Source organism: Zobellella endophytica, from assembly GCF_003012775.1.
GTDB classification, from domain to species: domain Bacteria; phylum Pseudomonadota; class Gammaproteobacteria; order Enterobacterales; family Aeromonadaceae; genus Oceanimonas; species Oceanimonas endophytica.
This window is the reverse complement of record NZ_PXYG01000002.1, coordinates 221,910-239,252: the sequence shown is the minus strand read 5'-3', so window position 1 is coordinate 239,252 and position 17,343 is coordinate 221,910. Positions and strand designations below refer to the sequence as shown.

The 17,343-nt window shown below is 65.0% G+C and carries 18 protein-coding genes; all 18 read left to right on the top strand.

The window, feature by feature from the left end:
- Nucleotides 1-147 precede the first annotated feature (147 nt).
- The 18 genes from fliR (at nucleotide 148) to ccmB (ending at nucleotide 17,291) form a co-directional block, all read left to right on the top strand.
- Nucleotides 148-939: a flagellar biosynthetic protein FliR gene (gene fliR / locus C7H85_RS06315; RefSeq protein ID WP_106728873.1), complete on the top strand. Its 792-nt coding sequence runs from the start codon at nucleotides 148-150 to the stop codon at nucleotides 937-939.
- A complete protein-coding gene (gene flhB / locus C7H85_RS06310; RefSeq protein ID WP_106728872.1) occupies nucleotides 940-2,073 on the top strand; it encodes a flagellar biosynthesis protein FlhB in 1,134 nt (377 codons plus the stop codon).
- A gap of 96 nt (nucleotides 2,074-2,169) precedes the next feature.
- Entirely contained in the window at nucleotides 2,170-4,266 is a 2,097-nt protein-coding gene (gene flhA, locus C7H85_RS06305; RefSeq protein WP_106728871.1) for a flagellar biosynthesis protein FlhA, read from the top strand.
- A 15-nt stretch (nucleotides 4,267-4,281) separates the two neighbouring features.
- Nucleotides 4,282-5,652, top strand: coding sequence for a flagellar biosynthesis GTPase FlhF (gene flhF / locus C7H85_RS06300; RefSeq protein ID WP_106728870.1), 1,371 nt, complete (start codon nucleotides 4,282-4,284; stop codon nucleotides 5,650-5,652).
- Nucleotides 5,645-6,529 (top strand): MinD/ParA family ATP-binding protein, encoded by an 885-nt coding sequence (locus tag C7H85_RS06295; protein WP_106728869.1) that lies wholly within the window; start codon nucleotides 5,645-5,647, stop codon nucleotides 6,527-6,529. The genes flhF and C7H85_RS06295 overlap by 8 nt, the downstream gene beginning before the upstream one ends.
- Nucleotides 6,513-7,238 (top strand): RNA polymerase sigma factor FliA, encoded by a 726-nt coding sequence (locus C7H85_RS06290; protein ID WP_106728868.1) that lies wholly within the window; start codon nucleotides 6,513-6,515, stop codon nucleotides 7,236-7,238. The genes C7H85_RS06295 and C7H85_RS06290 overlap by 17 nt, the downstream gene beginning before the upstream one ends.
- Before the next feature lie 138 nt (nucleotides 7,239-7,376).
- On the top strand, nucleotides 7,377-7,748 hold the full coding sequence (gene cheY / locus C7H85_RS06285) for a chemotaxis response regulator CheY (protein WP_425445059.1): 372 nt from the start codon (nucleotides 7,377-7,379) through the stop codon (nucleotides 7,746-7,748).
- A 9-nt stretch (nucleotides 7,749-7,757) separates the two neighbouring features.
- A complete protein-coding gene (locus C7H85_RS06280; protein WP_106728866.1) occupies nucleotides 7,758-8,507 on the top strand; it encodes a protein phosphatase CheZ in 750 nt (249 codons plus the stop codon).
- Nucleotides 8,508-8,516: 9 nt separating this feature from the next.
- The gene (locus tag C7H85_RS06275; protein ID WP_106728865.1) at nucleotides 8,517-10,520 is read left to right on the top strand and encodes a chemotaxis protein CheA; all 2,004 of its coding nucleotides are present in this window, start codon (nucleotides 8,517-8,519) and stop codon (nucleotides 10,518-10,520) included.
- A 27-nt stretch (nucleotides 10,521-10,547) separates the two neighbouring features.
- Nucleotides 10,548-11,663 (top strand): protein-glutamate methylesterase/protein-glutamine glutaminase, encoded by a 1,116-nt coding sequence (locus tag C7H85_RS06270; RefSeq protein WP_106728864.1) that lies wholly within the window; start codon nucleotides 10,548-10,550, stop codon nucleotides 11,661-11,663.
- A 1-nt stretch (nucleotide 11,664) separates the two neighbouring features.
- Complete coding sequence (locus tag C7H85_RS06265; RefSeq protein WP_106728863.1) at nucleotides 11,665-12,408, top strand: flagellar motor protein; 744 nt, start codon at nucleotides 11,665-11,667, stop codon at nucleotides 12,406-12,408.
- Nucleotides 12,405-13,256, top strand: coding sequence for a flagellar motor protein MotB (locus C7H85_RS06260; protein WP_106728862.1), 852 nt, complete (start codon nucleotides 12,405-12,407; stop codon nucleotides 13,254-13,256). The genes C7H85_RS06265 and C7H85_RS06260 overlap by 4 nt, the downstream gene beginning before the upstream one ends.
- A 3-nt stretch (nucleotides 13,257-13,259) precedes the next feature.
- Nucleotides 13,260-14,045, top strand: coding sequence for a ParA family protein (locus C7H85_RS06255; RefSeq protein ID WP_106728861.1), 786 nt, complete (start codon nucleotides 13,260-13,262; stop codon nucleotides 14,043-14,045).
- Nucleotides 14,042-14,830, top strand: a complete 789-nt coding sequence (locus C7H85_RS06250) for a chemotaxis protein CheW (RefSeq protein WP_106728860.1) — start codon at nucleotides 14,042-14,044, stop codon at nucleotides 14,828-14,830. Before C7H85_RS06255 ends, C7H85_RS06250 begins: the two co-directional genes overlap by 4 nt.
- A gap of 19 nt (nucleotides 14,831-14,849) precedes the next feature.
- Nucleotides 14,850-15,338, top strand: coding sequence for a chemotaxis protein CheW (locus C7H85_RS06245; protein ID WP_106728859.1), 489 nt, complete (start codon nucleotides 14,850-14,852; stop codon nucleotides 15,336-15,338).
- Nucleotides 15,338-15,742, top strand: coding sequence for a DUF2802 domain-containing protein (locus C7H85_RS06240; protein ID WP_106728858.1), 405 nt, complete (start codon nucleotides 15,338-15,340; stop codon nucleotides 15,740-15,742). Before C7H85_RS06245 ends, C7H85_RS06240 begins: the two co-directional genes overlap by 1 nt.
- A gap of 251 nt (nucleotides 15,743-15,993) precedes the next feature.
- Nucleotides 15,994-16,626 (top strand): cytochrome c biogenesis heme-transporting ATPase CcmA, encoded by a 633-nt coding sequence (gene ccmA, locus C7H85_RS06230; RefSeq protein WP_106728856.1) that lies wholly within the window; start codon nucleotides 15,994-15,996, stop codon nucleotides 16,624-16,626.
- On the top strand, nucleotides 16,623-17,291 hold the full coding sequence (gene ccmB, locus C7H85_RS06225) for a heme exporter protein CcmB (protein ID WP_106728855.1): 669 nt from the start codon (nucleotides 16,623-16,625) through the stop codon (nucleotides 17,289-17,291). Before ccmA ends, ccmB begins: the two co-directional genes overlap by 4 nt.
- Nucleotides 17,292-17,343: the final 52 nt, after the last annotated feature.

The window sequence follows — 17,343 nt, the reverse complement described above, 5'->3', positions numbered from 1 at the left end:
GGCCGAGAGTCATAACCGATTGCCTGGGATTCCCGCCGTCGCGGGAATGACCACAGAGACAACGGGGAGTTACCTTGGCGCGTACTTTCAGTCGCCGCTACTTCTGGCTTCTGGCTTCCCACTTCCCGCTTTAGTCGGAGTTGAGATGTGAACTATACCACCGCCGAGCTGCTGCAATGGCTGGCCTCCTATCTCTGGCCTCTGTGTCGCATCGCCGGGCTGATGATGACCATGGCGATGTTCGGTGCCCAGCTCACGCCGGTGTACAGCCGCTTGCTGCTGGCGTTGGCGATCACCATCGCCGTGGCCCCGGTGCTGCCGGCCATGCCCGCCATCGCCCTGTTCTCCGGCGCCGGTTTCCTGGTGACCTTGCAACAGGTGCTGATCGGCGCGACCATCGGCCTGCTGTCGCAGTTTCTGCTGCAGACCTTCGTCACCGCCGGCCAGATCATCGCCATGCAGACCAGCCTGGGCTTCGCCTCCATGGTGGATCCGCTCAACGGCCAGTCGGCGCCGGTGGTCGGCCAGTTCTACCTGATGCTGGGCACCCTGCTGTTCCTGGCGCTGGACGGCCACCTGCTGATGATCGAAGCCATAGTGCTGAGTTTCGACACCCTGCCGGTGGCCGTCAACGGCCTGTCGGTGGCCAGCTGGCAGACCCTGGCCGGGCTGTTGACCTTGTTGTTCCAGGCGGCGGTGGCCATGTCGCTGTCCGCCATCGTGGCCATGCTGCTGATCAACTTCAGCTTCGGGGTCATGACCAGGGCCGCGCCCCAGCTCAATATCTTCAGCGTGGGCTTCGCGGTGAGCATGGTGTGCGGCCTCTTTATCCTGTGGCTGACCCTCGGCGGCTTTCTCGGTCACTTCGAGAATCAGTGGCTGCGTTTGCAGGGGGTGATGTGCGACAGCCTGCGGCTCCGTTGTGAGGAGGGCGGCTAGATGGCGGAGTCGGACGGTCAGGAACGCACGGAACAGCCCACGGAGCAGCGACTTCGTCAGGCCAGGGAAAAAGGGCAGATCCCCCGCTCGAAGGAGCTGGGCACGGCGGCGGTGCTGCTCAGCGCCGCCGCCGGCCTGCTGATGATCAGCGGCCCCTTGGGGCGGGCCATGTCCCGGGTGTTCGAGCAGAATTTCCGGCTCGAGCGGGCGGCGGTCTTCGATCCCGAGGCCATGATGGTGGCGCTGAGGGACTCGGTGCTGAGCCTGATGTGGCCCCTGCTCGGGCTCTTCGCCCTGGTGCTGGTGGCCGCCCTGGTGGGCAATACCCTGCTCGGCGGCTTCAACTTCAGTACCCAGGCGATGATGCCCAAGCTCAGCCGGATGAGCCCGCTCGCCGGCATCAAACGGATGTTCGGGCTGCAGGCCCTGGTCGAGCTGCTCAAGTCCATCGCCAAGGTGGTGTTTATCGCCACCTTCGCGGTGTGGCTGCTGTGGGGGCAGTTCGACCACATCCTGCAACTGAGCGACCACACCCTGCCGGCGGCCATGGTGTCGGCGCTGGAGCTGCTGCTGTGGATGGGGTTGCTGCTGTGCCTGGCGTTGCTGCCCATCGTGGCCATCGACGTGCCCTTCCAGCGCTGGAACCATAACCGCCAGTTGAAGATGACCCTGCAGGAAGTCAAGGACGAGTACAAGAACACCGAGGGCAAGCCCGAGGTCAAGGGGCGGATCCGCCGGCTGCAGCAGGAGATGGCCAACCGCCGCATGATGGCCGAGGTGCCCACCGCCGACGTGGTGGTGGTCAACCCCAGCCACTATTCGGTGGCCCTGCGCTACGACAAGGACAAGCCCGGCTCGGCGCCGGTGGTGGTGGCCAAGGGGCTGGACGAGATCGCGTTCAAGATCCGGGAGATCGCCCGGGAATACCAGGTGCCGGTGATCTCCTCGCCGGCGCTGGCCCGTGCCATCTACCATTCCACCAGGCTCGATAAGGAAATTCCCGACGGCCTCTTCGTGGCGGTGGCCCAGGTGCTGGCCTATGTGTTCCAGCTTAACGCCTGGCGCAAGGGCCAGGGCCGCAAACCGGTACCGCTCAAGGACGAACTGCCGATCCCCGATGAATACCGGGCCTGAGGGCGGAAGCTTGAAGCTTGAAGAAGGTAGCTTCCAGCTAAAGTGGCTTGTTTTTTGCATTTAAACTGCATCGGTTTTCAGCAGCAATAACTATTCATGGCATTCAGGGCAAGACTTTTACAGGCAGGACAGTGGTCGCAATGGTTCAACAAGGGCCTGGGTACGCCCTTGCTGGTGCTGGCGGCACTGGCCATGGTGGTGTTACCCATTCCCACCCTGTTGCTCGATATCCTGTTTTCCTTCAACATCTCGCTGGCGCTGGTGATCCTGCTGGTCGCCGTCTACACCCAGCGGCCGCTCGATTTCGCCGCTTTTCCGACGGTGCTGTTGGTGGCCACCCTGTTGCGGCTGGCGCTGAACGTCGCCTCCACCCGGGTAGTGCTGCTGGAAGGCCACGAGGGCGGCAACGCCGCCGGCAACGTGATCGAGGCCTTCGGCTCCGTGGTGATCGGCGGCAACTACGCGGTCGGCCTTATCGTTTTTATCATCCTGATGATCATCAACTTCGTGGTGGTCACCAAGGGCGCGGGCCGCATCTCGGAAGTGAGCGCCCGCTTCACCCTGGACGCCATGCCCGGCAAGCAGATGGCGATCGACGCCGACCTCAACGCCGGCCTGATCAACCAGGACGAGGCCCGCACCCGGCGCGACGAAGTGACCCGGGAAGCGGACTTCTACGGCTCCATGGACGGTGCCTCCAAGTTCGTGAAGGGGGACGCCATCGCCGGCATCATGATCCTCTTCATCAACATCATCGGCGGTTTCATCATCGGCATGGCCCAGCATGGCCTGCCGTTCGGCGAGGCGGCGCGGGTCTACACCCTGCTCACCATCGGCGACGGTCTGGTGGCGCAGATCCCCTCGCTGCTGCTGTCCATCGCCGCCGCCATCATCGTCACCCGGCAGAACACCCGGGAGGACATGGGCCAGGCCATGCTGGGCCAGCTGTTCGACAACCCCAAGTCGCTGTCCATCGCCGCCGGCATCCTGATCACCATGGGGTTGGTGCCGGGCATGCCGCACTTTGCCTTCCTGCTGCTGGGCGGCCTGTCCGCGCTGGGAGCCTGGTGGTTGCACAAGCGCAACCACCGGCAACGGGAGCAGGCGCAGCAGGAAGAGCGGGCCCCCGCCGTGGCCGGCAACGAAGTCAGGGATCTCAGCTGGGACGATGTAACCCAGGTGGATACCATCGGCCTCGAAGTCGGCTACCGGCTGATCAGCCTGGTGGATCAGGCCCAGGGCGGCGAGCTGCTCAGCCGGATCAAGGGGGTCCGCAAGAAGCTGTCCCAGGAGTTGGGCTTCCTGATCCCGGCGGTGCACATCCGCGACAACCTGGAACTCGGGCCCAACCAGTACCAGATCACCCTGATGGGGGTCAGCTCGGGCACCGCCGACATTTATCCGGAGCGGGAGCTGGCGATCAACCCGGGCCAGGTGTTCGGCACCGTGCAGGGCATCGACACCCGGGATCCGGCCTTCGGCCTGGAGGCGACCTGGGTCGCCCGGGATCAGGTCGAGCAGGCCCAGAGCCTGGGCTACACGGTGGTGGACGCGGCCACGGTGGTGGCGACCCATCTGAGCCAGCTGCTCACCAATAACGCCGCCGTGCTGCTGGGCCATGAAGAGGTGCAGAACCTGATCGACCAGGTGGGGCGCAGCCAGCCCAAGCTGGTCGAGGGGCTGGTGCCCAATACCCTGAGCCTGGCGCTGGTGACCAAGATACTGCAGAGCCTGCTGAACGAAGGGGTGACCATCCGGGACATGCGCACCCTGTTGCAGACCCTGACCGAGTACGCGCCCAAGAGCCAGGATCCGGAGGTACTCACCGCCGCCTGCCGGATCGCGCTGCGCCGATTCATGGTCCAGGAGATCGCCGGTACCGAGCGGGAACTGCCGGTGATCACCCTGGCGCCAGAACTGGAACAGATATTGCAGAACTCGCTGCAGGCCGGTGGCGCCCAGGGCAGCGGCATCGAGCCCGGCCTGGCCGAGCGCATGCAGCAGTCGCTGGTGCAGGCCGCCGCCAACCAGGAGCTGGAAGGGCAGCCGGCCATCCTGCTGACGTCCGGCATGCTGCGTACCACGCTGGCACGCTTTGTAAAACACACTATTCCCAATCTGCGGGTGTTGTCCTATCAGGAAGTGCCTGATGACCGTCAAATCCGCATTGTGGCATCTGTCGGCCAACAGTAGCAGGGGGGAGACTGAATGAAGATAAAACGGTTTTTTGCCAGGGACATGAGAGCCGCCCTGGCCGAGGTGAAAGACGTCCTCGGCCCCGAGGCGGTGATCATGTCCAACAAGAAGGTATCCGGCGGCATTGAGATCGTGGCCGCCGTCGATGACGACGAGGCGCCGCCGGCGCCGGGCCAGCGGCCGCTGACGGAAGACAACGTCAGAATTTCGTCGCAGGCCCGTCAATTTATCCCCCCGCTCGACGGCAAGGCCCAGGCGGAAACCCTGCAGGCGCTGTTGATGCGCAACCGGCCCGAGGCATCCCCGAAGACCCTGGCCGAACAGTCCCAATGGGCCGAGCCCGGGGCGCGCAAGGAGCCGAGCCTGGGGCAGGCGTTGCCCCTGTCGCCCCCTCAACTGCCCCGCGGCGAGAGCCGGGAAAACCGGCGCAAGGATCAGCCCAAGGACAAGGAACTGACCGCCATGCGCCAGGAAATCGCCAGCATCCGCCGGCTGCTGGAGCACCAGGTCTCCGGCCTGATGTGGCAGGAAGTCGAGCGGCGCGAGCCGGTGCGGGCCCTGGTGATCAAGCAGCTGGGCGAACTGGGGTTCAGTGACGGCCTGGCCGATCAGCTGGCCATGCGGGTGCACGACCGCGCCCCGCCCCACGAGGCCTGGAGCCAGATCGAAGCGGCGCTGACGCAACAGTTGCTGACCGGGGAGGACGACATTCTCCGCCAAGGGGGGGCTGTGTCCCTGCTGGGGCCCACCGGGGTCGGCAAGACCACCACCATCGCCAAGCTGGCGGCGCGCTTCGCCGCCCGCTACGGCGCCGAGCAGGTGGCGCTGATCACCACCGATCACTACCGTATCGGCGCCCACGAACAACTACAGACCTACGGCCGCATCATGGGGGTGGTGGTCAAGCAGGCGCGCACCTACCAGGAGCTGGCCCAGGCGCTCTATCACCTGCGCCACCGCCGGCTGGTGCTGATCGACACCGCCGGCATGGGCCAGCGGGATCTGCGGCTGAACGAGCAGCTCGACACCCTGGTGGGTGACAAGCAGGTCAAGATCCGCAACTACCTGGTGCTGCCGGCCACCGCCCAGCGGCGGGTACTGCAGGAGGCGGTGGATCATTTCCGGCGCATCCCCCTGGCGGGCTGCATCCTGACCAAGCTGGACGAAAGTCTGTCCCTGGGCGACGTCATCGATATCAGTATTCAGAACAGCCTGCCGATAAGTTATGTCACCGACGGCCAGCGGGTGCCGGAAGACCTGCGCCTGGCGGAGGCCGGAGAGCTGGTGCGGCAGGTGCTGGGGACCATGGAGCAGCGTCGGGAAGAACCTTATTATTGGGACACCTCTGAGTCCGATGAAGAGGATGCGCGTTTTTATGACTAATTGGTTTCAGGACCAGGCGAGCGGGCTTCGATTGATGCAGAAGACGAACAGGGTACAGGTGATCGCGGTCACCGGCGGCAAGGGCGGTGTCGGCAAGACCAATATCACCCTCAACATGGCCTCCGCCATGGCGGCCCAGGGCAAGAGGGTCATGGTGCTCGATGCCGACCTGGGGCTGGCCAACGTCGACGTGCTGCTGGGCATCCGGGTCACCCGCAACCTGTCCCACGTGCTGCGGGGCGAGTGCACCCTGGACGAGGTGCTGGTCGAGGGCCCCCAGGGCATTCGCATCATTCCCGCCACCTCAGGCAATCAGGCGATGACCGAGCTGTCGCCGCTGGAGCACGTCAGCCTGATCCGGGCCTTCAGCGAGATGCAGACCCCGGTGGACGTGCTGCTGGTGGACACCGCCGCCGGCATTTCCGACATGGTGCTCAGCTTTTCCCGGGCGGCCCAGGAGGTGCTGGTGGTGGTCTGCGACGAACCCACCTCCATCACCGACGCCTACGCCCTGATCAAGATCCTGTCCCGCGACTACGGAGTGTTCCGCTTCAAGATAGTGGCCAATATGGTGCGTAGCCAGCGGGAAGGGCAGGAGCTGTTCGCCAAGCTGACCCGGGTGACCGACCGTTTTCTCGACGCGGCCCTCGAACTGGTGGCCTGCGTGCCCTTCGACGGCAACCTGCGGCTGGCGGTGCGGCGCCAGACCCTGGTGGTCAACCAGTACCCCAAGTCCCCGGCGGCCCTGGCGATCAAGGGACTGGCCGGCAAGGCGCTCGGCTGGCCGACCCCGCAGCGGGCCGGCGGCCACCTGCAGTTCTTTATCGAAAAATTACTGAACCACCCGGTAGCGGAGCAGGATGTCTGGACTAAATAAAGCATTGGCCTATGGCCAGCCGTTCAACGCCCATGCCCTGGTAGAGCGCCATGCGGGGCTGGTCAAGCGGATTGCCCAGCACCTGCTGGCCCGTTTGCCGGACTGTGTGCTGCTGGACGATCTGATCCAGTCGGGCATGGTGGGGCTGCTGGAAGCCGCCCGCAACTTCGACGCGGGCAAGGGCGCCAGTTTCGAGACCTTTGCCGGTATCCGTATCCGTGGCGCCATGCTCGATGAAATCCGGCGCGGCGACTGGGTGCCCCGCTCGGTACATCGCAACAGCCGTCAAATCGCCGACGCCATGGCGGCCATTCAGCGGCGGGAGGGGCGTCATGCCCTGGATCGGGAAGTGGCGGCCGAACTCGGCATCGGCCTCGAGGCCTATCACGCCATGCTGATGGATGTCAGCAACGGCAAGATACTGGAAATCGAAGAGTTCGAGTCCGGTATCGATGCCCATGCGGACGCCGGCCAGCATCCGGCCGGACCTTTCGAGGGCATGGCCAGGGAGCGCTTTCTGCAGGCGCTGTCGGCGCACATCAAGGGCCTGCCCGAGCGGGAGGCGCTGGTGCTGTCGCTCTATTACGACGAAGAGCTCAATCTGAAGGAGATAGGCCAGGTACTGGAGGTGACCGAGTCCCGGGTCAGCCAGATCCATAGCCAGGCGATGCACCGCCTGAAATCGAAGATGAAAGACTGGCAAAATTGAGGCCTGACAACAGGTTAATTACCCCGTGATGGTATATCTTGCTAAAGCATCGGCGTCCGGGGCCGATACAGCTGGGAATACTCGCCATGTTCAGCGGCTGCCGGTTCGGCTGATAGGAGGAAAAGGTTGAACAAGAACATGAAAATCCTGATCGTGGATGATTTTTCCACCATGCGCAGGATCATCAAGAACTTACTCAGGGATCTCGGCTTCAACAATACCCACGAAGCCGACGACGGTACCACGGCGCTGCCGATGCTGAAGAACGGAGACTTCGATTTTGTGGTCACCGACTGGAACATGCCGGGCATGCAGGGCATCGACCTGCTGCGCGCCATCCGGGCCGACGACAAGCTCAAGCACCTGCCGGTACTGATGGTGACGGCGGAGGCCAAGCGCGAGCAGATCATCACCGCCGCCCAGGCCGGCGTGAACGGCTATGTAGTCAAGCCCTTCACCGCCGCCACCCTCAAGGAAAAACTCGAGAAGGTTTTCGAGCGCATCGGATAAGGCACCGTTATGGCAGAACAGAAAAGAATGATAAGCCTGGAGCAGGCCCGGGAGCTGGTCGTCATGCTCGAACGGGGCGAACAGGACGAGGCCGATCGCTACCTTGCCGACGTGTGCATGCCCGAAGCCAACGCCCTGCTGGGGCAGGTGGGGCAACTGACCCGCCAGCTGCACGAGTCCCTGCGGGAGTTTCAGAGCGATCCCCGGTTGCCGGAGCTGGCCCAGAGCGAGATTCCCGACGCCCGCGAACGGCTCAACTACGTCATCGACATGACCGACAAGGCGGCCAACCGCACCATGGATGCGGTGGAGGCCAGCCTGCCCATCGCCGATCGGCTCAATGACCGTATCCAGCAGGTGATGCCGGGCTGGGCGGAGCTGATGCAGCGCCAGCTGGAGCTCAACAAGTTCAAGGAGCTGTGCTTCCAGCTGAACGATTTTCTCAAGGACTCGGAGCAGGATGCGGATCGGCTGCGGCAGTTGCTGACCGAAATCCTGATGGCCCAGGATTACCAGGATCTGACCGGACAGATGATCCGCAAGGTCATCAACCTGGTGCACGAGGTGGAAGCCAAGCTGGTGGATATCCTGTCGGTGTTCGGCCGCCTGCCGGGCATGGAGGCGGAAAAGGTGCCGGCGAAGGCCACCCCGGTGTCGGCCATCGTCGCCGAAGGTCCGATCATGAATAAAGAGCAGCGTGATGACGTGGTCTCTGATCAGGACGGGGTCGACGACCTGCTGTCCAGTTTGGGATTCTAAGGAGAGAGCATGGGCTTTGAGGTAGACGAGGATATTCTGCAGGACTTTCTGGTGGAGGCATCGGAGATCCTGGAGCAGCTGTCGGAGCAGCTGGTCACCCTGGAACGGCAGCCGGACGACAAGAACCTGCTGAACGCGATTTTCCGCGGTTTTCACACCGTCAAGGGGGGCGCGGGTTTTCTGTCGCTGACCGCGCTGGTCGACACCTGCCACAAAGCCGAAAACGTGTTCGACATCCTGCGCAACGGCCAGCGGCGGGTGACCGCCGAGCTGATGGACGTGATCCTGCGGGCGCTGGATGCCGTCAACAGCATGTTTGTCGAAATCCAGAACCGGCAGGAGCCGACCCCGGCCGATCCCGGGCTGCTCGAGGAGCTGGGCCATTATTGCCAGCCCGCAGGCGAGGAAGCCGCGCCGGCGCCGGCACCGCCGGCTGTCGCCGCCGACGAGCCCGGCTCCATCGCCGACCTGACCGAAAGCGAGTACCGGCGGATGCTGGGCGAGCTGGAGCCGGACGCCGGATCCCAGGGCCAGGGCGACGACATCACCGACGATGAATTCGAGGCGCTGCTGGATCAGCTGCACGGCGCCGGCCGCCATGGCGGCGTGCCCCAGCCGACGGAAGCGCCGGTGGCGGCCGAGCCGGCCGCCCAGGGGGGGGACGACGCGCTGATCGACGACAGCGAATTCGAGGCGCTGCTGGACCAGCTGCACGGCGCCGGCAAGGGCCCGAGCGCTGCGGTGGCGGTGAGCCCGGCGCCCGCCCGGCCGGCGGCACCGGCGGCGGCCCCCACCCCGGCCGAGCCCGACAAGGCCCCGGCCCGGGCGGCCCAGGCCCAGCAGGCCGATACCACGGTGCGGGTCGATACCCGCACCCTGGACAGCATCATGAACATGGTGGGCGAGCTGGTGCTGGTGCGCAACCGCCTGCTCAGCCTGGACGCCAGCCATGAAAACGAGGAGGTGACCAAGGCGGTCGCCAACCTGGACGCGGTGACCGGCGATCTGCAGGGGGCGGTGATGAAGACCCGGATGCAGCCGATCAAGAAGGTGTTCGGCCGCTTCCCCCGGGTGGTGCGCGATCTGGCCCGCAGCCTGCAAAAGGAAATCAACCTGGAAATGGTGGGCGAGGAGACCGATCTGGACAAGAACCTGGTCGAGGCGCTGGCCGATCCCCTGGTCCACCTGGTGCGCAACTCCTGTGACCACGGCGTCGAGCTGCCCGAGGTGCGGGAAGCCGCCGGCAAGCCGCGGGTGGGCACCATTCGCCTCACCGCCTCCCAGGAAGGGGATCATATCCTGCTCGGCATCGAGGACGACGGTGCCGGCATGGATCCGGAAAAGCTCAAGAGCATCGCCATGGCGCGCGGCATCCTCGACGCCGACGCGGCTGCCCGCATGAGCGACAACGAGGCCTACAACCTGATCTTCGCCCCCGGCTTTTCCACCAAGACCGAAATTACCGATGTGTCCGGCCGCGGCGTGGGCATGGACGTGGTCAAGACCGGCATCAGCGCGGTTAACGGCTCCATCTTCATCGACTCGGAGCAAGGCAAGGGCACCCGGCTGCAGATCAAGGTGCCGCTGACCCTGGCGATATTGCCCACCCTGATGGTGCTGGTGGGCAGGCAGACTTTCGCCCTGCCGCTGACCAACGTCAATGAGATTTTCCACCTCGACCTGACCCGTACCAGCATGGTCGACGGCCAGCTCACCATAGTGGTGCGCAACCGGGCGATACCGCTGTTCTATCTGCAGGACTGGCTGATCCGCGGCAGCGGTCGCCAGCGCAAGGAGCAGGGGCACGTGGTGATCGTGATGATCGGCAACCAGCAGGTCGGCTTCGTGGTCGATGGCCTGATCGGCCAGGAGGAAGTGGTGATCAAGCCGCTCGATCAACTGCTGCACGGCACGCCCGGCATGGCCGGCGCCACCATCACCAGCGATGGCGGTATCGCGCTGATCCTGGATATTGCCGGCCTGATCAAGGCGTACGCCCGCCGCTACGCCTGATAACAATAAGGGAGCACGCTGACAAAAATGGCTATTCGGGTATTGGTGGTTGATGATTCGAGTTTTTTTCGCCGCCGGGTGAGTGAGATCCTGGAGCAGGATCCCTTGCTCACGGTGGTCGACACCGCGGCCAATGGCCAGGAGGCGGTGGAAAAGGTGAAATCGGTACGCCCCGACGTGATCACCATGGACATCGAGATGCCGGTGATGGACGGTATTTCGGCGGTGCGGGCGATCATGAAGTCCGTGCCCACGCCGGTGTTGATGTTTTCGTCCCTGACCCACGAGGGCGCCCGGGCGACCCTGGATGCGCTGGACGCGGGGGCCATGGATTTCCTGCCCAAACGGTTCGAGGACATCGCCCGCAGCAAGGAGGAAGCGGTGCTGCTGCTGCAGCAGCGGGTCAAGGCCATCGCCCGGCGTCGAGCCTTTTCGGCCCCCCGGCCGGCCGTTACCAGCCCGGCCCGGCCGCTTTCCGCCCTCGCCGGTGAACGCAGCCGCGGCGCTCAGCCGGCCGCGCCGGCACAGCCTGTTGCCGAGCGGCGTAGCCTGCCCCGGCGCAGCGGCAAGGGCTACCAGTTGCTGGCCATCGGCACCTCCACCGGCGGCCCGGTGGCGCTACAGAATGTGTTGAGCAAGCTGCCGGCCCAGTTTCCGCACCCCATCGTGCTGATCCAGCATATGCCCGGCACCTTTACCACGGCCTTTGCCGCCCGGCTCGACGGCCTGTGCCAGATCCGGGTGAAGGAAGCGGAAGACGGCGATCTGCTGCGCCCGGGCCACGCCTACCTGGCGCCCGGCGGCAGGCAGATGCTGTTCGAGGGGCGGCCGGGCGCGGCCCGGCTGCGGATCATGGACGGTAACGACAAGGTCAACTACAAGCCCTGTGTCGACATCACCTTCGCCTCCGCCGCCAAGACCTACGGCGGCAACGTGCTGGCGGTGGTGCTGACCGGCATGGGCGCGGACGGCCGCGAGGGCGCCCGGCTGCTGAAGGAGCAGGGCGCCAGTATCTGGGCCCAGGACGAGGAGAGTTGCGTGGTCTACGGCATGCCCCAGGCGGTGGCCAAAGCCGGCATCGCCACCGAGTCGCTGCCGCTGGACCTGATTGGCGAAGCCATCGTCAACGAGATGGGGTCCTGAGATGGCGCTGGCCGGTCTGCTGCTGGCACTGGTATCCATACTGCTGGCCCAGTGGTGGCATGGCGGCAGCCTGTCGGTGCTGGTGGATGGGCCGGCGCTGCTGATCGTGGTCGGCGGTACCCTGGGGGCGGTGGTGCTGCAAACCCCCTGGCATCAGTGCCAGGCGGCGCTGAGGGCCCTGGGCGGCCTGTTTCGTGGCCGGCACTGGCCCTTTCACGACCAGGCGTCGCGCCTGCTGCGCTGGTCCAACGAGGCCCGGCATGCCGGTTTTCTGGCACTCGAGCACCGGCTGGCCGATGGCGCCCTCGACCCCTTCACCCATCAGGGGCTGCAGTGGCTGGTCGACGGCACTGAGCCCCAGGTGCTGGAGCGGTTGCTCGACAATGAACTGGATCGGCTGGAAGAGCAGAAGGAGCTGGAGGCGCGGGTGTTCGAGGCGATGGGCGGCTACAGCCCGACCATCGGCATCATCGGCGCCGTGCTCGGGCTGATCCAGGCGATGTCGAACCTGGACGATCCCAACCGGCTCGGCACTGGCATCGCCGTGGCCTTTGTCGCCACTCTCTATGGCGTGGGCCTGGCCAACCTGCTGCTGCTGCCCCTGGCCAACCGGCTGCGGGCCCTGTACCGGCTGGAGCTGCGCTACCGCGAGCTCACCGCCATCGGCCTGCTGGCCATCGCCCGGGGCGACAGCAGCCTGGCGGTGAGCCGGCAACTGGCCCAGTACCAGGGACACCGGCAGTGAAGCGCCGCTCCCTGCTCCGACGGCCGCACAGCGCCGGGCTGGATCGCTGGCTGGTGTCCTATGCCGACTACATGACCCTGGTGTTCGCGCTGTTCGTGGTGCTCTATGCCATTCACGCCAGCAACAGCGACGAGCAGCAACCCTTGCTGGCGGGCATGCAGCAGGCCCTGACGCGGCTCGGCGGGGTACCGCCGGTCACGGTGTCTTCCGGACTGGCCCTGGCCGAGCCCTCTTCGCCGTCCGAGGCACCGCCGGCCGGGGCCGAGGCTCCACCGGCCCCGGAGCAGGCCGCCCTGGCCGAGATCGGGCAGGGGCTGAGCGAACAGCTGGCGCCCCTGCTGGAGCAGCAACTGGTGTCGCTCGAGCAGCAAGGGGACTGGCTCAGCCTGCACATCGACGGCGGCCTGTTGTTTGCCAGCGGCAGCGCCCTGCTGGGGCCGAACGGAGCGCCTTTGCTCGGCAGCGTGGTACCGGCCCTGCAGCGGGCGAATCATTTTATCCGGGTGAAGGGCTATGCGGATGCCCTGCCCATCAGCAACGAGCTGTACGCATCGAACTGGCAGCTGTCGGCGGAGCGGGCCAGGGTGGTGCTGGAATGGCTGGCTGGCGCCGGCATCGCCCAGCCCCGGCTGGCGCTGGAAGCCTACGGCGCGCAGCATTCCCGGGACGAAGCCCGGGGGGAGGCGGGGCGGACGATGAATCGCCGGGTGGAAATCGCCGTGTCCGCCCGGCAGTGGCAGCCGACGCCGTCCCTGCCTTCCCGCCCGCTGGAGGAAACGGACGCCGGCGGCATCCGCGTTTATGAGCTGCCCGGCGGTGGCATTCGCATCAGTACAGGACAGGATTAGCCAGTGATTGTTTGGACGGTTGCAAATCAGAAAGGCGGAGTCGGCAAGACCACCTCGGTGGTCGCCCTGGCCGGCCTGCTGGCACAGTTGAAGAAGCGGGTCTTGTTGATCGACACCGATCCCCACGGATCGCTGACGGCGTACCTCGACTACGACACCGATGCGCTGCCGCACACCCTGTTCGATCTGTTCCAGGCCGAGCGACCCGGCCGGACGCAGCTGGCGCAGGTGGCGCTGAACACCCGCTTCGACGGCCTGACCCTGCTGCCGGCTTCCATCTCCCTGGCCACCCTGGAGCGCACCTCCAGCGGCCGGGAAGGCATGGGGCTGGTGCTCAAACGGCTGCTGGCGGAGGTCAGGGACGACTACGATGTGGTGCTGATCGACTGCCCGCCGGTGCTGGGGGTGATGATGGTCAACGCCCTGGCCGCCTGCGATCGCATCCTGGTGCCGGTGCAGACCGAGTTCCTGGCGCTCAAGGGGCTGGAGCGGATGGTCAGTACCTTCAACCTGATGCACAAGGCCAGGAAGGACGGTTTCCGTTATACGGTGGTGCCAACCATGTACGATCAGCGCACCCGGGCCTCGGTACAGAGCCTGGAGAGCCTGAAACAGCGCTATGGCAGCCACGTCTGGCCCTCGGTGATCCCGGTGGACACCAAGTTTCGCGACGCCAGCCTGCGCCATGAACCCCCTTCCTATTTTGCCAAGGGCTGCCGCGGCGTTTATGCCTACCAGACCCTGCTGCGCTACCTGTGGCGGCTTGATGGCGTGGAGCAGCCCCTATGAATAAACGACAATTTGACGCGCTCGACGATTATTTCGGTGCGCTGCTGGAAGAAACCGCACCGGCGTTACACTCCCAGCCGGCGCCTCCGGCCGAACCGGTGACGACCTTTGCCGATCCTGCCGAAGAACAACGGCGCCAGGTGCTGGAGGCATTGCTGGCCCGGGTGGCCGAGCTGAAGGAGGAAGAGGCGCCCGCCTTGCCGGCGCCGGCGGTTGCCGCGACGATCGCCGAGCCCGAGCCCGAGCCCGAGCCCGAGCCTGATACCGTCGAAATCGGTGAGCCGGCGCAGATATTACAGACACAACCGGAGCCGGTTGCCGCCGAGTGGCGTAATATGGACACCGAAAACAGTTTCCAGGCGCTGTTTTTCGAGGTGGCCGGTATGACCTTCGCGGTACCCCTGACCTATTTGGGGGGCATTTACCAGCTGTCGAAAATCACCACTCTGTTCGGCAAGCCAGACTGGTTTGCCGGGGTGCTCACCGAGCGCCAGCGCCAGCTGTACGTGGTGGACACCGCCCGCTGGGCCATGCCCGGTCACCGGGCGGAAGAAAAGGAGTACCAGTACCTGGTGACCCTGGGGGAAAGCAATTGGGGGCTGAGCTGCCACCAATTGAAGGGCACCGCCCTGCTGCACCGGGATCAGGTCAAATGGCGCGCCAGCCCGGGCTCAAGGCCCTGGCTGGCGGGCATGGTAAAAGAAAAAATGTGCGCCCTGCTGCACGTGGATGCCTTGATCGGGCTGCTGGAGCAGGGTAAGAATATCGACGGTCAACAAGTCTGAGCAGACATAAGGGAAGCCTATGAGCAGTCATCGCAATGTAGCGGAAAATCTCGCAGAAGGTGAAGTATTACAGTGGGTTACCTTCCGCCTGGATAACGAGACCTACGGCATCAACGTGATGCAGGTACAGGAAGTGCTGCGCTACAGCGACATCGCTCCCGTGCCCGGCGCGCCGGACTATGTGCTGGGCATCATCAACCTGCGCGGCAACGTGGTCACGGTGCTGGACACCCGGCTGCGCTTCGGGCTGGAGCCCGCCGAGGTGACCGACAATACCCGCATCGTCATCATCGAGGCGGAAAAGCAGGTGATCGGCATCCTGGTCGACAGCGTGGCCGAGGTGGTCTACCTCAAGTCGTCCGAAATCGAAAGCGCCCCCAACGTGGGTACCAGCGAGAGCGCCAAGTTTATCCAGGGCGTGTGCAACCGCGAGCGGGAGCTGCTGATCCTGGTGGATTTGGACAAGCTGCTGTCCGACGACGAGTGGGACGAGCTGAGTCAGCTGTAATGATACAGCCGGCCTTTATTCTGGCGGTGCTGGCGCTGATGCTGGCCATGGTGTCGCTGCTGGTGGCCTGGATGATGTGGCGCCAGAGCCAGCGCAAGCTCGAGGCCATGAGCCGGCTGATGCGTGAGCTGACCCGCAGCCGGGACAGCTACCGCAAGCAGCTCGAGGAGCTGCAGGTGGCCAACATCGGCCTCGGGAAAAAGATGGCCGAACTGACCCGGCACCTGGGCCAGCTGCACGAGCAGCAGCAGGAGCTGGCGCTCAAGGATCCCCAGAGCAAGCTGTACAGCCGGGCCGCGCGCATGGTGCAGCTGGGGGCCGATGTGGAAGAGATCATGGCCGAGTGCGAGATGCCCCGGGCCGAAGCCGAACTGCTGCTGTCCCTGCATCGCAAGCAAAAGTAGCTTGAAGCGAAAAGCTTGAAGCCGGAAGAAGAGGAGAGTAGATTCGCTTCCAGCTTCCAGCTTCCAGCTTCCAGCTTCCAGCTTCCAGCTTCCAGCTTCCAGCTTCCAGCTTCCAGCTTCCAGCTTCCAGCCAACTCTTGTTCCAGCGCAATAAATCCGGCGATTTTAACCTTCACCACAGCGAAACTAAGGCCATCATGGACGCCCTGTGCTAGACTGGCGCCCATTTTTAACGGCCTGAACATCGACTTATGCTTGAAGCCCGCGCCTTAACCTGTGTCCGCGAAGAACGCACCCTGTTCGGCGAACTGTCGCTGACGGTCGCACCCGGAGATCTGGTGCAGGTGGCCGGCCCCAACGGCGTCGGCAAAACCAGCCTGCTGCGGCTGCTGGCCGGCCTGTCCCGTCCCTACGGCGGGGAGGTGTGCTGGTCCGGTGAAAACATCGAGCAGTGCCGCGACAGCTACCACCAGGAATTGTTCTACCTCGGCCACCAGGCCGGCATCAAGCACGAACTGACCGCCTTCGAGAATCTCGCCTTCTTCCGCCGCATGCATCACGCGGGCAGCAAGGCCAACCTGTGGGAGGTGCTGGCCATGGTGGGCCTGGCCGGGCTCGAGGATCAGTACGCCGGCCAGCTCTCCGCCGGACAGAAGCGGCGGGTGGCCCTGGCCCGGCTGTGGCTGGGCGGCCCCCGCCTGTGGATCCTGGACGAGCCCTTTACCGCCATCGATAAACACGGAGTCAAGGTATTGGAGCGGCTGTTGCTGGAGCATACCGATGCCGGCGGCATGGTGCTGATCACCACCCATCAGGACCTGTCCCTGAGCGCCGACCGGGTGCGCACCCTGCACCTGACCCCCTTCCAGGAGAGCGAGGCATGAGAACCCTGTTTACCGGCGTGGTCCGCCGCGAGCTGGTTTCGGCCCTGCGCCGCCGCGCCGACATCCTCAACCCGCTGTGGTTCTTCCTTATCGTCATCACCCTGTTTCCGCTGGGCATCGGCCCCGAGCCGGCGCTGCTGGCCCGCATCGCCCCGGGCATCGTCTGGGTGGCGGCGCTGCTGTCGTCGCTGCTGGCGCTGGAGCGGCTGTTCCGGGACGATTTTATCGACGGCACCCTGGAACAATTAATGCTGATGCCCTGTCCCTTAGGAGTGCTGGTGCTGGCCAAGGTGCTGGCCCACTGGCTGCTGACCGGCCTGCCGCTGCTGTTGCTGTCGCCGCTGGTGGCGGTGTTGCTGAGCCTGGATCTGGCCGGCTTCCAGGGGGTGTTCTGGACCCTGTTGCTGGGCACCCCCATCCTCAGCCTGCTCGGGGCCATCGGGGTGGCGCTGACGGTCGGTATCGGCAAGGGCGGCGTGCTGTTGAGCCTGCTGACCCTACCGCTGTATATTCCGGTGCTGATCTTCGCCACCTCGGCGATAGAGGCGGCGACGGTGGGGGTACCCTACAACGGCCAGCTGGCGATTCTGGGCGCCATGCTGGCGGGCAGCGTGACCCTGGCCCCCTTCGCCATCGCGGCGGCGCTTCGGGTCAGTGTCAACTAGTTGGCGGTAGCGGTTTTTTGAGCGGCGAATTTAGGGTATCTTGAATTCGTGT

What these genes read in the sequence shown, in the direction of transcription:
- flhA (WP_106728871.1), top strand. Translation starts at nt 2,170, where the DNA reads ATGGCATTCAGGGCAAGACTTTTACAGGCAGGACAGTGGTCGCAATGG.
- flhF (WP_106728870.1), top strand. Translation starts at nt 4,282, where the DNA reads ATGAAGATAAAACGGTTTTTTGCCAGGGACATGAGAGCCGCCCTGGCC.
- C7H85_RS06275 (WP_106728865.1), top strand. Translation starts at nt 8,517, where the DNA reads ATGGGCTTTGAGGTAGACGAGGATATTCTGCAGGACTTTCTGGTGGAG.
- C7H85_RS06245 (WP_106728859.1), top strand. Translation starts at nt 14,850, where the DNA reads ATGAGCAGTCATCGCAATGTAGCGGAAAATCTCGCAGAAGGTGAAGTA.
- C7H85_RS06290 (WP_106728868.1), top strand. Translation starts at nt 6,513, where the DNA reads ATGTCTGGACTAAATAAAGCATTGGCCTATGGCCAGCCGTTCAACGCC.
- C7H85_RS06240 (WP_106728858.1), top strand. Translation starts at nt 15,338, where the DNA reads ATGATACAGCCGGCCTTTATTCTGGCGGTGCTGGCGCTGATGCTGGCC.
- ccmA (WP_106728856.1), top strand. Translation starts at nt 15,994, where the DNA reads ATGCTTGAAGCCCGCGCCTTAACCTGTGTCCGCGAAGAACGCACCCTG.
- ccmB (WP_106728855.1), top strand. Translation starts at nt 16,623, where the DNA reads ATGAGAACCCTGTTTACCGGCGTGGTCCGCCGCGAGCTGGTTTCGGCC.
- C7H85_RS06265 (WP_106728863.1), top strand. Translation starts at nt 11,665, where the DNA reads ATGGCGCTGGCCGGTCTGCTGCTGGCACTGGTATCCATACTGCTGGCC.
- C7H85_RS06270 (WP_106728864.1), top strand. Translation starts at nt 10,548, where the DNA reads ATGGCTATTCGGGTATTGGTGGTTGATGATTCGAGTTTTTTTCGCCGC.
- C7H85_RS06295 (WP_106728869.1), top strand. Translation starts at nt 5,645, where the DNA reads ATGACTAATTGGTTTCAGGACCAGGCGAGCGGGCTTCGATTGATGCAG.
- C7H85_RS06250 (WP_106728860.1), top strand. Translation starts at nt 14,042, where the DNA reads ATGAATAAACGACAATTTGACGCGCTCGACGATTATTTCGGTGCGCTG.
- cheY (WP_425445059.1), top strand. Translation starts at nt 7,377, where the DNA reads ATGAAAATCCTGATCGTGGATGATTTTTCCACCATGCGCAGGATCATC.
- flhB (WP_106728872.1), top strand. Translation starts at nt 940, where the DNA reads ATGGCGGAGTCGGACGGTCAGGAACGCACGGAACAGCCCACGGAGCAG.
- C7H85_RS06280 (WP_106728866.1), top strand. Translation starts at nt 7,758, where the DNA reads ATGGCAGAACAGAAAAGAATGATAAGCCTGGAGCAGGCCCGGGAGCTG.